Source organism: Roseburia sp. OM02-15 (assembly GCF_003481835.1).
Taxonomy (GTDB): Bacteria; Bacillota; Clostridia; order Lachnospirales; family Lachnospiraceae; genus Eubacterium_I; species Eubacterium_I ramulus_A.
In genome coordinates, this window is record NZ_QULX01000028.1 from 1 (window position 1) to 14,047 (window position 14,047).

The following is a 14,047-nucleotide window of genomic DNA, read 5'->3' on the forward strand; positions in this document are numbered from 1 at the left end:
GTTTTTTTCATGACGTTTTGTGCCTTGAGCAGCGCGAAAGGAATGGATATAAAAATGAATAACATACTTCACCGGCTTGGTGCAAAAGCACCACGTGTCTTTCGTGGAATCAATGGTAAATTTTTCGCATTGCAGATGTATGTTCTTGCAGCTTCTGATGCGGAGGGAAAGATTCTGGATGCAAGCTATTTATATACCTCAATTCTCTTAAAACCTTCTAGGGAAGTAAAGGCCGATCAGCTTATTGGTCAATATATTCCGATTATAGACGTAACAAAATTGCAACAGGATAAAAAAGTCTACCGCGCAGTGTGCAATTTGCAGGAAGATTACAGGAAACGCTGTAATCTGAACGCAGGTCGCAAAGCGACTGCGTTCATGAGCAAGTAGCGAAAGCGGATTGCGAATGTCCGCTTTACTGTATGATCAGATGGCAGATACATAAAAATATCCGTATATGACGGAACACGAAATTCCCGGAGTAATTCCGGGAATTTTCGGCTTTTTTTGTACTTCGAAAAAAAATTCAAATATGAGGAAAAAACGGTTATAATGATTACATGGGAAAATACAATGCGCGATTTTCAGTCCATGGTCTTGGGGGGGGGTAAAAGTCAAATAAACTTTTCAACATAAGAGGAGGTACTTAAATGGAAGACAGGCAATGGTTGGGAGTGAAAGAATTGGCAGATACGGTTGGGGTGTCGCGCCAGACTTTGATTTATTATGACTCCATTGATTTGTTTAAACCGGAATTTATTGACACGAATGGATACCGGAAATATTCGACAAGTCAGATCATGGAATTGCGGGAAATTCTTTTTTTGAAGAATAATAATGTTCCGCTGGAAGTTATCAAGGCGAATATTAAAAAGAAAAGTCTGGATAATATCAAGAAGGGATTGAAGGCATCGCGGGAGAAGATGCTGACAGATATTGAAAGCATGAACCGTAAAGTGGAAAAAATCAACAACCGGATTTATGCATTAGAGCGGGCAGGACTGGAGTTATATACAGTATCGATTCCAATGATCAAATATTTCCCCAAAAGAATGCTGTTTATGATGCCATGGGGGACAACATTCATGACATGAAGTAAACTGTATCAGACGTTTATGAATATCAGAAAAGAACTTGGAAAGCAGGATTTTTCAGATGATCTTGGATGGGGAGCATTTTTCCCGGAAAAAAATCTGGAAAATGAGGACTGGCTGGAAGAAGCAGGTGGATTTATTTATCTGCCGGAGAACGCAGAAATTGATATAGCGCAGTATAGTGAAAATATCAAGACACTTCCAGCAGGAGAGTATTTGTGTATGAATCGGTTCGACATGCCATATAAACGAAAGGCAGTAGACGAATTGCTGGAATGGGCGAAACAACATGATATAAAGACAGAGGGAAATCTGATCGATGAGTGTTTACTGGATACGACATTTCAGGGAATAACGGATACGGAAAAAGTAGACTTTTCGCAGCTTCAGATCTATATCAGACGTTGAGGTAAACAGAGAAGAAAGACTTTCTGATAAAAAATAACGTAAATAAAGAGAGCAGAGGAAACTTTTCCCGGCAAGACGACCGTCAGCTGCAGAGGTAAGTTTTTCTGCTCTCTTTTACATCATTTTTCGGTGATATAATGAATGTTTGTTCCGCTTTTGTTATCCTATCGGTGAGTCAGATATCGGATTTCTGCCGGATCAATTTCATATTTTTCAAGTTTACGATAAAGCGTGCGGCGGCTTATACCAAGGCTGTCGGATGCTTTTTTTACATTTCCACCGGATTGTTTCAGATGTTCGATAATCAGTAATTTCTCCGATTCTTCAGCGGTAATAGCTGAAGTGATGTGATCCGTGTTCATCACGGATTCTGTCGGGGATACAAAAGTATCCTGAACCGATGACATATTTTCAGCAGGGATGTCTGTTAGTGGCAAATTGCCGGAAACAACAGGTGATGCAGAACTGGCTGCCGTTGTTTTCATGTCATTTTCTGACTGTATCTGATTTTGGTTTTCTAGGACATGCTGCATATTGGAAGGAAGGGCTTCTTTTGTCAGTGTTCCGTTAGAGGTCAGAATACAGCAGCGTTCAATTACATTTTCCAGTTCCCGGATATTGCCCGGCCAGGTATATGCTGCAAAGATTGTTCGAACTTCTTCTGAAATTTTTGTGATCGGTTCACTTTTCGGATTCTGATACTTCTGTAGAAAGTGATCTGTCAGCAGAAAAATGTCATTACCACGTTCGCGAAGCGGAGGAATATGCAGACTAAAAACATTCAGCCGATAATACAGATCGCTTCGGAATACGTGATTTTCAATCGCTTCTTCCAGATTGACATTGGTCGCTGCAATGACGCGCACATTTAATGGAATGGATTTCTTACCGCCGATACGTGTGACAGATTTTTCCTGAAGGACACGCAGCAGCCGCACCTGTACTTCGTAAGGCATATCACCAATTTCATCCAGAAAGATTGTGCCACCGTTTGCCAGCTCAAATTTACCGGCGCGACCTTCTTTTTTTGCCCCGGTAAAAGCGCCGGAATCGTAGCCGAACAGCTCACTTTCAATCAGATCTTTCGGAATCGCACCACAGTTGATGGCAACGAAAGGACCGTTTGAATGTGGACTGTTATTGTGGATGGACTGGGCGAACAATTCTTTTCCGGTTCCACTTTCCCCGGTGATCAGAACACTGGTATTTCCCTGAGCAACCTTTAAGGCAAGACCTTTTAAACGCTGTAGTGCAGGACATTCGCCGATAATGTTCTGAAAAGTATAATGAGCGTCCGAACCCATAACTTTGTTAGCTAGCTGCTGGATATATTCTGTTTTCCGGAAAGAAATCAGAAAACTTTCTTTGTTGCTGTAGTTGGTTGGTGCCACAAATTTAATGCTGATATAGCATTTAAAGGCTTCCTGTTTTCCGCAGACGGTTGTTTCAAAATCGTAGGTATTTTCTTTTAATTTTTCAAGTTCCAGATTTGGAAAAATCTCCCGGTAGGAATGATTTAACATGTCCTCTTTCGCAAAATTCAGAGTACGCAGTGTGATCGCATTTACATATGAAATGTTATAATCTGCATCCAGCAGAACAATACCGCTGTGAATGGAATCAATACTGGTCTGAAGCTGATTTCGCATAGCAATCAGATGTTCGTTTGCTTCGGTCAGATAAAGCTGACGGGAAATTGCTTCGGCAGCAGACATTATCATGCCAAGGGTGTGGGGATGTGCCCGTTCCCAGGAACCGCTGATGCAGATGACACCGAGAATTTGGTCTTTGAGCAGAATCGGAGCACCGGAACAGGTCCAGTTAGAACTCAGCTCAAAATAGTGCTCATAAGCAAACAGCTGGATTGGTTTACCGGAAAACAATGGTGTGCCGATGGCATTTGTGCCAAGCACCGATTCCAGACGACAGCTGCCTTCTGTCAATGGAATATCCTGATTTTTAGCCGTTTCTACAATGTCTGCATCTCCTACAAGTTTCAGAACATGCCCGTTTTGATCTGCAAACATGATCATAAATCCGGAGCCTTTTACGATCTGGTACAGATAATCAATGAAGGAAGATGCGATATCGTAAAGGACCTGATTTTCTGCAATGGCTTCCTGTAATTGCTCCTGTGTCAAAATGTTGCAGCGGGCATCCTGTGCATTGATATGAAATGCCCGGGAACGCCGCCAGGAATCCAGCACTTCTTCCCGAATGATCATTTCCGGATGACCGGTTCCTTCCATAAAATCTTTGCGTGCCTGCTTTAAGGCAGACAGATAAGTATCTGAAATCATAAAATCTCCTCCCCTGTAAAATATCCCATTTACATTTAGTTATAAGTAGTGTTATGTGTACACATCTGCTGTACAGAAAATGTAGCATCAAGAATATCATATAAAAGTGTGACAACAAACTGCAATACGAAAAGTGTGTCGCTTAAAGGAGTGCTGCACAAAAGTGTGCCACCCAGAAGTGTGCCATACAAATATGTGTCACACAAGATAATAGCACACATGCGCCAAAATGTCACATAAAAATCGGATAAAATGATAGAAAAGCAGGAAATAATCAGAAAAAATTGGCACAAGTTTTGCTGAATATAGAGTAACAAGAAAATCACAATCAAATTGTTGAAAGGGAGGAAGGTTTGACGTGACAAAGCAGGAACAAAAACAGAAAGCAAAAGAGTTTTACACAATTATGTATCGGACCAGAAGATTTGAGGAAGAAGTATTTGAGTTTTATAAAAGAGGTCTGATGCCGGGACTGGCACATCTGTATCTTGGGGAAGAGGCAGTAGCAGCCGGCGTATGTGGCGCATTAGAGGAACGTGACTTTATCGGAAGTACACATCGTGGACACGGACATCTGGTTTCCAGAGGGGCAGATCTGAACAAGATGATGGCAGAAATCCTCGGAAAAGCAACCGGATACTCCAAAGGTAAAGGTGGATCCATGCATATCATGGCAATGGACAAAGGTATTCTTGGTGCAAACGGTATCGTAGGCGGAGAGATTCCAATCGCAACTGGTTCCGCATATGCATCCAAATACATGGGAACAGATGAAGTTACCGTATGTTTCTTCGGTGATTCCGCTTCCAATGAAGGAACATTCCATGAGAGCATCAACATGGCAGCAGCCTGGGATCTCCCAATCGTGTATGTGGTAGAAAATAACCTGTATGGTATTTCCGTAGATATCCGTCGTGTAACAAAAGAGTATCATATTGCAAAACGTGCCGCAGGATACGGTATCGAAGGTATCACAATTGATGGAAATGACGTATTTAAAGTATATGAAGAAGCACAGAAAGCAGTAGAAAAAGCAAGAAAAGGCGGCGGACCAACCATTATTGAGTGTATGACTTACCGTTGGCAGGGACATCACGTAGGTGATCCTGGTCTGTATCGTCCGGAGGAAGAAGTAGAAGAGTGGAAAGCAAAAGAACCACTGAAGATCCTTGAGGATAAGAAACTTCTGACAGACGAAGAAATTGCTGAGATTAAAGAGATGGTAGAAAAAGAGATTCAGGAAGCATGTAAATTTGCAGAAGAAAGTCCATATCCGGATATGGCAGAAGCCTATACCGACGTATTTGTAGATTAAGAGGAGGAACAGAAAAATGAAAAATATGATGTATAGAGATGCCGTTCGGGAAGCATTAGATGAAGAAATGGCAAGAGATGACACTGTATTTAATATGGGTGAGGATGTTGGATTCCTCGGTGGAAACTTCAAATGTACCGAAGGTCTGATGGACAAGTACGGAGACTTAAGATGTAAAGATACACCGATCTCTGAGCAGGGATTTGTCGGCATGGGCGTTGGAGCTGCCTTACGTGGACTTCGCCCGGTTATTGAGTTGATGTTCGGTGATTTCATGATGGTTTGTATGGATCAGATCTGTAACCAGATGGCAAAAATCACTTATATGTCCGGTGGACAGGTAAGCGTTCCGATGGTTATCCGTATGCCGATCGGTGGTGGACGTTCTTCCGCAGCACAGCATTCCCAGTCTTTCCATGCATGGGTTGCTCACTGTCCGGGTATGAAAGTTGTTGTTCCGTCCACAGCAGCAGAGGCAAAAGGTTTATTGAAAACAGCAATCCGCGACAACAACCCGGTTGTATTTTTCGAGCATAAAATGCTTTACACAACCAAATTTGATGTTCCGGAAGATGAAGATTATACCATCCCATTCGGACAGGCAAGAATGGTATCCGAGGGTGATGATATTACAGTTGTAACAAACTCTATCATGACTGTAAAAGCAGAGAAAGCAATTAAAAAATTACAGAAAGAAGGCATTTCTGTTGATCATATCGATCTGAGAACTATTGTACCTCTTGATACAGATACAATCATCAAATCTGTGAAGAAAACAGGAAAACTGCTCATCGTAGATGAAGGACATGAGAGCTTTGGTATCAGCGGCGAGATTGCAACCAGAATTATGCCGGAAGTGTTCTATGATCTGGAGGCACCGGTGAAACGTCTCGGTACGGCAGATGTTCCGCTTCCATTCAGCCCGGCTCTGGAGTTCCCGCTGATTCCGGATGACAAGAAAATCTACGCAGCAATCAAAGAGATGTTATAAGTATAAAAATGGGAGGACATAAAAATGGCAGAAGTAATCTGTATGCCGAAACTCGGATTTAATATGGACGAGGGACAGCTTGTACGCTGGTGCAAAGCAGTCGGCGAAGAAGTAAAAAAAGGCGAAGTGCTTTTTGAGATAAATACGGATAAGACAACGATGCCGGTAGAAGCAACCGGTGACGGTGTGTTATTAAAAACAATGCTCGGAGAAAACGAATATGCAGATGTATTTACTCCGATCGCAGTTGTTGGTGCAGCAGGAGAAGATGCAGACGCAGCACTGGCAGCTTATGGTGAGGGTGCAGAAGGTGGAAGCGCTCCGGCAACACCTGCTGAGGAAGAAAACGCGGCACCTGTTGCAACAGCCGCAGAAGCAGCTCTGGCAGTGGATGTCAAAGATCTGAAGCTGACACCGAAGGCAAAGAAACTGGTAAAAGATGAGGGGATTGATCCTGCATCCTTAAAAGATATCAAAGGAACAGGTTTCCGAGGCGGCATCACAGCGAAAGATATCAAAGCATCACCACTTGCAAGAAAACTGGCAGAAAAGAGTGGTGTGGATCTCGCTACCGTAGCAGGAACCGGCATCAATGGCAAGATCATGAAAGCCGATGTGGAGAAAGCAGCAAGTGCAGCTCCGGCGGCAGCACCTGCAGAAAATCCGGACAAGAAGATTCTTTCTTCTGTTCCTTACAAGGGAGTACGTAAGATTATCGGTGATAAACTTGCTGAGAGCAAATTTACCGCACCACATCTGTATTTTACAGACGCTGTAGATACAACAAATATGACTGCTTTCCGTAAACAGATGAACGAAGTATCTGACAGAAAAATTACAGTATCTGACATCCTTGTTTATGCAGCAAGCAAAGCATTACAGAAATTCCCGGGAATTAATTCTTCTCTGGTAGATGGCAATATCGTGACATATAAGAGTACCAATATCGGTGTGGCAGTCGCTGGTGATAATGGTCTGATCGTTCCTGTGATCAAAAATGTACAGGAGAAGACTCTGACAGCCATTTCAGAAGAAAACAGAGATCTGGTTGACCGTGCAAAAGAAGGCCATCTGAAACCGGAGGAGTATTCAGGCGGAACGTTCTCAATTTCCAACCTTGGAATGTTCGGTATCGGCAACTTTACTGCGATCATTAATCCGCCAGAGGCAGCAATTCTTTCCATCAGCTCTGTTCGTAAGACACCAGTTGTCATCGAAGAAGATGGTGAGGATAAGATTGTGATCCGTCCGATGATGAACATCCAGCTTTCTGTTGACCACAGACTGATCGATGGACTGTTAGCTTCTCAGTTTGTAGAGTATATGAAAGAACTGCTGGAAAATCCGTTAAAAATCTTACTGTAGGAGGGCGTCATGGCAGAAGTAATCATTATGCCAAAACTCGGTTTCAATATGGATGAAGGCGAGTTGGTAAAATGGCACAGAAAAGAAGGCGAAAGCATCAAAAAAGGTGAAGTCCTTTTTGAAATCAATACAGATAAAACAACGATGCCGGTAGAAGCTACCGCAGATGGAACCGTATTAAAAATTGTCCTTGCAGAAGGTGAAACTGCTGACGTATTCACCCCGATCGCCGTTGTCGGCGATCCGGGCGAGGATGCGGACGCAGCACTGGCGGCAGCAGGCGCAGAGGTGGATGTACCGGCTCCGGTACAGGAAGAAGCACCTGCAAAAGCAGCAGAACCGACACCGGCTCCGACAGCAGCTTCCGGAACATACGATTACGAAGTGATCGTGATCGGTGCTGGCCCTGGCGGTTATGAGACAGCAATCAAATCTGCTCAGTCCGGCAAGAAAACAGCCATTGTGGAAGCAAAACATTTCGGCGGTGTATGTCTGAATGAGGGATGTATCCCGACAAAGACATTGGTTCGTACCGCAAATCTGTATACCGAGATGAAAGAAGCAGAGAAATTTGCAATTTTCGGAGTAGATCAATCTGCATTAAAAGTAGATATGAAGAAGCTGCAGGATCGCAAAAACGGTGTAGTAACGACGTTGACAACCGGCGTACAGGGATTGTTACGCGCGAATAAAGTATCGATCATCAACGGTCATGCTTCCTTTGTGGATACACATACCATCGAAGTAGAAGGAAAAACTTATACATCTGATTACTTCATTATTGCTACCGGTTCCAACACATTTATGCCGCCGTTTATTCCGCTGGAAGGCAATACAAATGTAATCACAAGCCGCGAAGCATTAAATATAGATAAGCTTCCGGAGTCCATCGCAATCATCGGCGGTGGTGTAATCGGAATTGAGTTTGCACATGTATTTTCACACCTTGGTTCCAAAGTAACCGTTCTGGAGCTGATGGATCACATCCTGCCAATGGTAGATGAAGAAGTATCCGATATGGCGAAAAAACGTATGGAGAAAAACGGTGTGGTATTCTGCAACGGTGCAAAAGTACAGAAAGTAAAAGATAACAGCGTGATTTATGAATACAACGGAGAACAGAAAGCTGTAGAGGCAGAAGTGGTACTGATGGCGGTCGGACGTGTGGCAAATACCGACGGGCTGAATACAGAGGGCATCGGCATCGAATTTGAGAAAAAAGCAATCAAGACAGACGGTCATATGCATACAAATATTCCGAATATCTATGCCATCGGTGATGTCAATGGAAAAGTTATGCTGGCACATACCGCATCCCACGAAGGTTTTGTTGCAGTGGCAGACATTTGTGGTGAAGCTGATCATGAAATGGATTACGGCAGAATCCCATCCTGTATCTATCTTGATCCGGAAATTGCCTGCATCGGTCTGACAGAGAAACAGGCAAAAGAAAAAGGCTATGACATTCAGGTTGGCAAATTCCCGATGATGGCAAACGGCAAATCTCTGGTAGAGGGAGACACCGACGGAATTGTAAAAGTGATCCTGGATAAAGAACTGGGAGAGATTCTTGGTGTACATCTGTACGGAAAACATGTGACAGATATGATCGGAGAGATCTCTGTAGCAATGAATCTGGAAGCAACTGCTGAGGAAGTGATCGGAGCCATCCATCCGCATCCGACAGTTTCTGAGGCAATGCCGGAGGCATTTATGGCAGCTTTCTATGGCCGGGCTATTAACTTTTAAGCATCGGCGAAAGGAGAACAAATGCAGGAATTAATGTTAAAACCAACCATTTTTAAATATGATACTGTAAAGGAATTTGTAGATGAATTCAAACCGGGCAAAGGTGATCTGGTTATCACAAATGAGTATATTTACAATCCGTATTTCGGACAGATGAATCTGGAATGTGATGTGATCTTTCAGGAAAAATACGGTGCAGGGGAGCCATCCGATGACATGGTAGAAGCGATGTATAAGGATATCAAAGGGGAACATAAACGTGTCATTGCCATCGGTGGCGGAACCGTTATTGATATTTCTAAGCTGTTTGCGTTACGGACAGTTTCCCCGGTTCTGGATCTGTATGACGGCAAAATCCCACCGGTAAAAAATAAAGAACTGATTTTGATTCCGACCACTTGTGGAACGGGTTCCGAAGTGACCAACATTTCCATCCTTGCGTTAAACAGCAGAGGAACCAAAAAAGGTCTGGCAGTGGATCAGATGTATGCCGATACCGCCGTACTCATTCCAGAGTTGTTGGAAGGACTTCCGTTTGGTGTATTTGCAACAAGTTCTATTGATGCACTGATCCATGCCATTGAGTCCAGCCTTTCCCCGAAGGGAAATGAGACAACAAGGCTGCTTGGCTATCAGGCGATCAGCATGATCTTAAATGGTTATAAAGAAATTGCAGAAAAAGGAAAAGAGGCACGGATTGCGCTGCTCAGCCAGTTTCTGATGGCTTCTAACTATGCGGGCATTGCCTTTGCAAATGCAGGTTGTGCAGCCGTTCATGCAATGAGCTATCCGTTGGGTGCTACTTATCATGTGGCACATGGAGAATCCAATTATGCGATGTTTACCGGAGTTATGAAAAATTATATGGAACTGAAAACCGATGGGGAGATCGCAGTTCTGAATAAATTTATTGCACATATTCTTGGATGCGATGAGAAAGATGTCTATGAGGAGCTGGAGAAACTGTTAAATGTGATCATCCAGAAAAAAACATTACATGAGTATGGCATGAAGGAGTCTGAGATTGAAGAATTTGCAGATTCTGTACTGGAAAATCAGCAGCGTCTGCTGGCAAATAACTTCGTGCCGTTAGACAGAGACAGACTGATCAAAATATATCGAGAGCTTTACTGATAAAAACAGGAACAAACCCGGCGGACGAAATCAAGTGTTTCGTTTGCCAGGTTTATAAGAAAAATCAGTAGTAATGGGTTCTGCAAGAAATGGGGAGTTTTTATGAACTGGAAAGAAGTATATAAACAAAAAATCTGTACGGCAAAAGAAGCAGTATCCCACATCCATTCCGGAGATCGTGTCGTTGTAGCGCATGCCTGCGCAGAACCGGTCGTTCTCACAGATGCAATGACAGAAGCAGCTGAAAAATATGACTGGAAAGAGATAGAAGTGGTACATATGGTTGCCATGGGAAAAGCCGGTTACTGTGCACCGGAGATGGAAAAACATTTTCGACATAATGCATTGTTTGTCGGAGGATCTACAAGACAGGCAGTAGAGGAAGGACGCGCAGATTTTACGCCGGTTTTCTTCTCTGAAGTACCGGATCTGCTTCGGAATGATATGCATGTGGATGTGGCGCTGCTTCAGGTAAGTGCCCCGGATGAACACGGTTACTGTTCCCTTGGCGTATCCTGTGATTATACAAAGGCGGCGGCTGAGTGTGCCGCGATTCGAATTGCACAGGTGAATGAAAAAATGCCAAGAGCTATGGGAGACAATTTTGTCCATGTATCCGAACTGGATTATATTGTACCAATGGATACCAATCTGATCGAACTTCAGCCTCCAAAGATCGGTGAAGTGCAGAAAAAGATTGGAGAGCATATAGCATCTCTGGTAAAAGACGGCGATTGTCTGCAGCTTGGAATCGGAGCGATTCCAGATGCGGTTTTGATGTTTTTAAAAAATAAAAAAAATCTTGGTATCCATTCGGAAATGTTTTCCGATGGTGTAGTTGATCTGATCAATGCGGGTGTTATTACCAACAAATGCAAACAGATTGACAAAGGTCAGTGCGTGGCAACGTTCCTGATGGGAACAAAGAAATTATATGATTTTGTAGATAATAATCCGATGGTTCAGATGAAACCGGTGGATATTGTAAATGATCCGAGAGTCATCTGCCAGAATGACAATGTGGTATCTATCAATTCCTGTGTGGAAGTGGATCTGATGGGACAGGTCTGTTCCGAGTCTGTAGGCTTAAAACAGATCTCCGGTGTCGGTGGTCAGGTTGATTTTGTACGTGGAGCCAATATGTCAAAAGGCGGCAGAACGATTATGGCAATGCCTGCCACTGCTGCAAAAGGAACCATTTCCAAAATCGTACCGCTGCTTGCCGAAGGAGCAGCAGTTACGACATCCAGATGTGATGTGGATTATGTCGTAACAGAATATGGAATAGCAAAATTGCATGGTTGTACGTTAAAAGAGCGTGCACGCCAGTTGATTCATATCGCAGCGCCTGCGTTCAGAGAAAGTCTGAAACAGGAGTATGAAAACAGATTTCGCTGCAAACTGGAAGATTGAATATATAAGTTTCAGAAAAGGACGCCATCCCTCTCTGATAACAGATGAGTATATTCAAAACCCTTATCTAACCCTCTATCCAAAAGGAACCATCGGCAGCGATGGTTCCTTTTGCAGTATTGAGAATCTGATAGGAGAACTTTTGCAATTTGGAAATTTACGAAAAAACTATCGAACATATATGGAATGTATGATAAAATAAGCCCGAGTGAAGACGGATAATTTCCTATTAAAAAATGGCAATAAAAGAGCGTACATGAAAGACAAAAGGAGAAGACATGGGAAAAAAAGTAGTTTTTATCGAGAGTAACTCAAATGATCCGAGATTTAATCTGGCGCTGGAGCAGTATGTATTTGACGAAATGCCGAATGACAGAGAGTATTTCTGGTTATGGCAGAATCATAATACCATTGTCGTGGGCAAACACCAGAATACAGCGCAGGAAATCAATCAGACATATGTCAGAGAGCATGGCATCACGGTAGTACGCAGACTGTCCGGGGGCGGGGCAGTTTATCATGACATGGGAAATGTGAATTTTACCTTTATCGCGGATACCGGAGATATGGAAACATTAAATCTGCATGCATTTTGTACACCAGTAGTTAACACATTGGAGCAGATCGGAGTAAAGGCAGAAGTCAGTGGAAGAAATGATATCACCATCGACGGAAAGAAATTTTCCGGCAATTCCCAGTATATCAAGCATAGAAGAATCATGCACCATGGAACACTGATGTTTGATTCGGATCTGTCTGTGGTATCAAAAGCGCTGCAGGTTTCCAGTGACAAATACGAATCCAAAGGCTTTAAATCAGTCAAAAGCCGTGTGACGAATATCAAACCGTACGCACCGGCGGATATGGACATGGAGACCTTTAAAAATATTTTAAAACAGTACATGGTTCAGGGCGAAGACGTGGAAATCCATCATCTGAGTGAAGAAGAATTAAAACGCATTCAGCAGATTCAGGAAGAACGTTACAATACCTGGGAATGGAATTACGGCGCATCACCGGAGTTCTCTGTACAGAAAAAGCGCAGAATCGAAGGCTGTGGACAGATTGAGATCAGTATGAATGTAGAACACGGCTGCATTACCGACTATCGGAGTTTTGGTGATTATTTTGGAAATGGAGATACCGAAGAACTGCAGGAGACCTTAAAGGGATGTCCGCTGCAGCCGGAGGCACTGGCAGAGCGCCTGAAAGATTTTGACCTGGAAGCCTGCTACAGTCATCTGGATAAAGATGCCTTTATTTGCCTGCTGACAGAGTAATTTTATTAGAATATGTCAGTTTATCTTGAGTAGACCTGCAAGTTAAGTCTGGCAGAATCATCAGTAGGGAGAATGAGATGGAAACAGCTATTTTTCATATCGGAAATGCCGGTCTGTTCTTTTACCGGAACGGCACCGGTATTCTGATCGATGGCATTTATGATGGAAGTAAAGTCGGAATGTCTGCCATGCCGGAGGCGTGGATGGCGGATTTGAAGCAATGCCGTGGAATGTTGCAGCAAGTAGACGGATTGCTTTTTACCCATCGGCATCCGGATCATTATCAGGAACAGCTGACGGCGGCATATTGCAGTCAGATGGCAGAGCGTGGACGGCAGCTTACCGTATATGCACCGGACTGGGAAGCCTCCCATGCAGAGGTTCATGACCTTGGGGAGGACATGTGTCGCATACACATTAAAAATGCAGAGATCATCACCAGACGGACCATTCATGACGGTGGAGAACCGTGGAAAAACGATCCACATGAGACATTTTTGGTCAAAATGGGAAACGAAGCATTTTTTGTGTCCGGAGACGGTGTCCTTAGTGTGGAAGATGCGACAGCATTTCATCGTTATGCATATCATATCGATATTGCCTTTGTGAATCTGTATCAGCTTGGCAGTGAGAGCGGAATGGAGTGTATTCACGCACTGGATGCAGACCGGATCGTTTTGTATCATCTGCCGGCCCAGGAAGATGACACCTGCCATTACTGGATGATTGGAATGCAGGCAGTGGAACGGTTCACTGGAACATACGGGGAAGAAGTAGAAATTGCAGAACATATGGCATGGATCGATGCTCAAGTCGAACGCACGTGAGACTTGGTGCGTGATTCTGGTCAGCGCAAGCTGACATCTTCTTTTCAGAATCACTGCACATCCTCGCGGAGCATTTATCTCAGTCGGAGATTGAACTCCCACTGAGAAATACTTGTTACTACTCACCACTTGCAGAAGTGGGAGTCTCAACTCAGACTGAGATGAATCGCC

Annotated in this window: 11 protein-coding genes and 1 pseudogene; 11 read left to right on the forward strand and 1 reads right to left on the reverse strand. The window is 43.5% G+C overall.

Annotated features, from left to right (window positions below):
- From DXB15_RS15520 to DXB15_RS15530, 3 genes and pseudogenes are all read left to right on the forward strand, one after another.
- Window positions 1-390 (forward strand): annotated as a pseudogene (locus DXB15_RS15520) (hypothetical protein); the annotation flags it as partial.
- A gap of 260 nt (window positions 391-650) precedes the next feature.
- Window positions 651-1,094: a MerR family transcriptional regulator gene (locus DXB15_RS15525; protein ID WP_118703440.1), complete on the forward strand. Its 444-nt coding sequence runs from the start codon at window positions 651-653 to the stop codon at window positions 1,092-1,094.
- A gap of 21 nt (window positions 1,095-1,115) precedes the next feature.
- Window positions 1,116-1,502, forward strand: coding sequence for a hypothetical protein (locus DXB15_RS15530; RefSeq protein WP_118703441.1), 387 nt, complete (start codon window positions 1,116-1,118; stop codon window positions 1,500-1,502).
- 164 nt (window positions 1,503-1,666) lie between these two features.
- Here DXB15_RS15530 and DXB15_RS15535 read toward each other — a convergent pair whose 3' ends face one another.
- Window positions 1,667-3,802: a sigma-54-dependent Fis family transcriptional regulator gene (locus DXB15_RS15535; RefSeq protein WP_109214381.1), complete on the reverse strand. Its 2,136-nt coding sequence runs from the start codon at window positions 3,800-3,802 to the stop codon at window positions 1,667-1,669.
- A 358-nt stretch (window positions 3,803-4,160) separates the two neighbouring features.
- Between DXB15_RS15535 and DXB15_RS15540 the strand changes: the two genes are divergently transcribed.
- The 8 genes from DXB15_RS15540 to DXB15_RS15575 all read left to right on the forward strand — a co-directional run bounded on the left by DXB15_RS15540 (window position 4,161) and on the right by DXB15_RS15575 (window position 13,876).
- Window positions 4,161-5,117, forward strand: a complete 957-nt coding sequence (locus DXB15_RS15540; protein WP_270362690.1) for a thiamine pyrophosphate-dependent dehydrogenase E1 component subunit alpha — start codon at window positions 4,161-4,163, stop codon at window positions 5,115-5,117.
- Window positions 5,118-5,133: 16 nt separating this feature from the next.
- Window positions 5,134-6,108, forward strand: coding sequence for an alpha-ketoacid dehydrogenase subunit beta (locus tag DXB15_RS15545; protein ID WP_109214380.1), 975 nt, complete (start codon window positions 5,134-5,136; stop codon window positions 6,106-6,108).
- A 24-nt stretch (window positions 6,109-6,132) separates the two neighbouring features.
- The gene (locus DXB15_RS15550; protein WP_118703442.1) at window positions 6,133-7,473 is read left to right on the forward strand and encodes a dihydrolipoamide acetyltransferase family protein; all 1,341 of its coding nucleotides are present in this window, start codon (window positions 6,133-6,135) and stop codon (window positions 7,471-7,473) included.
- Between the two features lie 9 nt (window positions 7,474-7,482).
- Window positions 7,483-9,222 carry a dihydrolipoyl dehydrogenase gene (lpdA, locus tag DXB15_RS15555; RefSeq protein WP_109214378.1) on the forward strand — a complete coding sequence of 580 codons (1,740 nt, stop codon included), beginning with the start codon at window positions 7,483-7,485 and terminating at the stop codon, window positions 9,220-9,222.
- A 21-nt stretch (window positions 9,223-9,243) separates the two neighbouring features.
- On the forward strand, window positions 9,244-10,356 hold the full coding sequence (locus tag DXB15_RS15560) for a 4-hydroxybutyrate dehydrogenase (RefSeq protein ID WP_109214377.1): 1,113 nt from the start codon (window positions 9,244-9,246) through the stop codon (window positions 10,354-10,356).
- 102 nt (window positions 10,357-10,458) lie between these two features.
- Window positions 10,459-11,769 carry an acetyl-CoA hydrolase/transferase family protein gene (locus tag DXB15_RS15565; RefSeq protein ID WP_118703443.1) on the forward strand — a complete coding sequence of 437 codons (1,311 nt, stop codon included), beginning with the start codon at window positions 10,459-10,461 and terminating at the stop codon, window positions 11,767-11,769.
- A 278-nt stretch (window positions 11,770-12,047) separates the two neighbouring features.
- Window positions 12,048-13,049: a lipoate--protein ligase gene (locus tag DXB15_RS15570; RefSeq protein ID WP_118703444.1), complete on the forward strand. Its 1,002-nt coding sequence runs from the start codon at window positions 12,048-12,050 to the stop codon at window positions 13,047-13,049.
- A 77-nt stretch (window positions 13,050-13,126) separates the two neighbouring features.
- Window positions 13,127-13,876 (forward strand): MBL fold metallo-hydrolase, encoded by a 750-nt coding sequence (locus DXB15_RS15575; protein WP_118703445.1) that lies wholly within the window; start codon window positions 13,127-13,129, stop codon window positions 13,874-13,876.
- Window positions 13,877-14,047 lie beyond the last annotated feature (171 nt).

Coding starts and splice junctions, on each gene's coding strand:
- DXB15_RS15525 (WP_118703440.1), top strand. CDS start 651: ATGGAAGACAGGCAATGGTTGGGAGTGAAAGAATTGGCAGATACGGTT.
- DXB15_RS15530 (WP_118703441.1), top strand. CDS start 1,116: ATGAATATCAGAAAAGAACTTGGAAAGCAGGATTTTTCAGATGATCTT.
- DXB15_RS15535 (WP_109214381.1), bottom strand. CDS start 3,802: ATGATTTCAGATACTTATCTGTCTGCCTTAAAGCAGGCACGCAAAGAT.
- DXB15_RS15545 (WP_109214380.1), top strand. CDS start 5,134: ATGAAAAATATGATGTATAGAGATGCCGTTCGGGAAGCATTAGATGAA.
- DXB15_RS15550 (WP_118703442.1), top strand. CDS start 6,133: ATGGCAGAAGTAATCTGTATGCCGAAACTCGGATTTAATATGGACGAG.
- lpdA (WP_109214378.1), top strand. CDS start 7,483: ATGGCAGAAGTAATCATTATGCCAAAACTCGGTTTCAATATGGATGAA.
- DXB15_RS15560 (WP_109214377.1), top strand. CDS start 9,244: ATGCAGGAATTAATGTTAAAACCAACCATTTTTAAATATGATACTGTA.
- DXB15_RS15565 (WP_118703443.1), top strand. CDS start 10,459: ATGAACTGGAAAGAAGTATATAAACAAAAAATCTGTACGGCAAAAGAA.
- DXB15_RS15570 (WP_118703444.1), top strand. CDS start 12,048: ATGGGAAAAAAAGTAGTTTTTATCGAGAGTAACTCAAATGATCCGAGA.
- DXB15_RS15575 (WP_118703445.1), top strand. CDS start 13,127: ATGGAAACAGCTATTTTTCATATCGGAAATGCCGGTCTGTTCTTTTAC.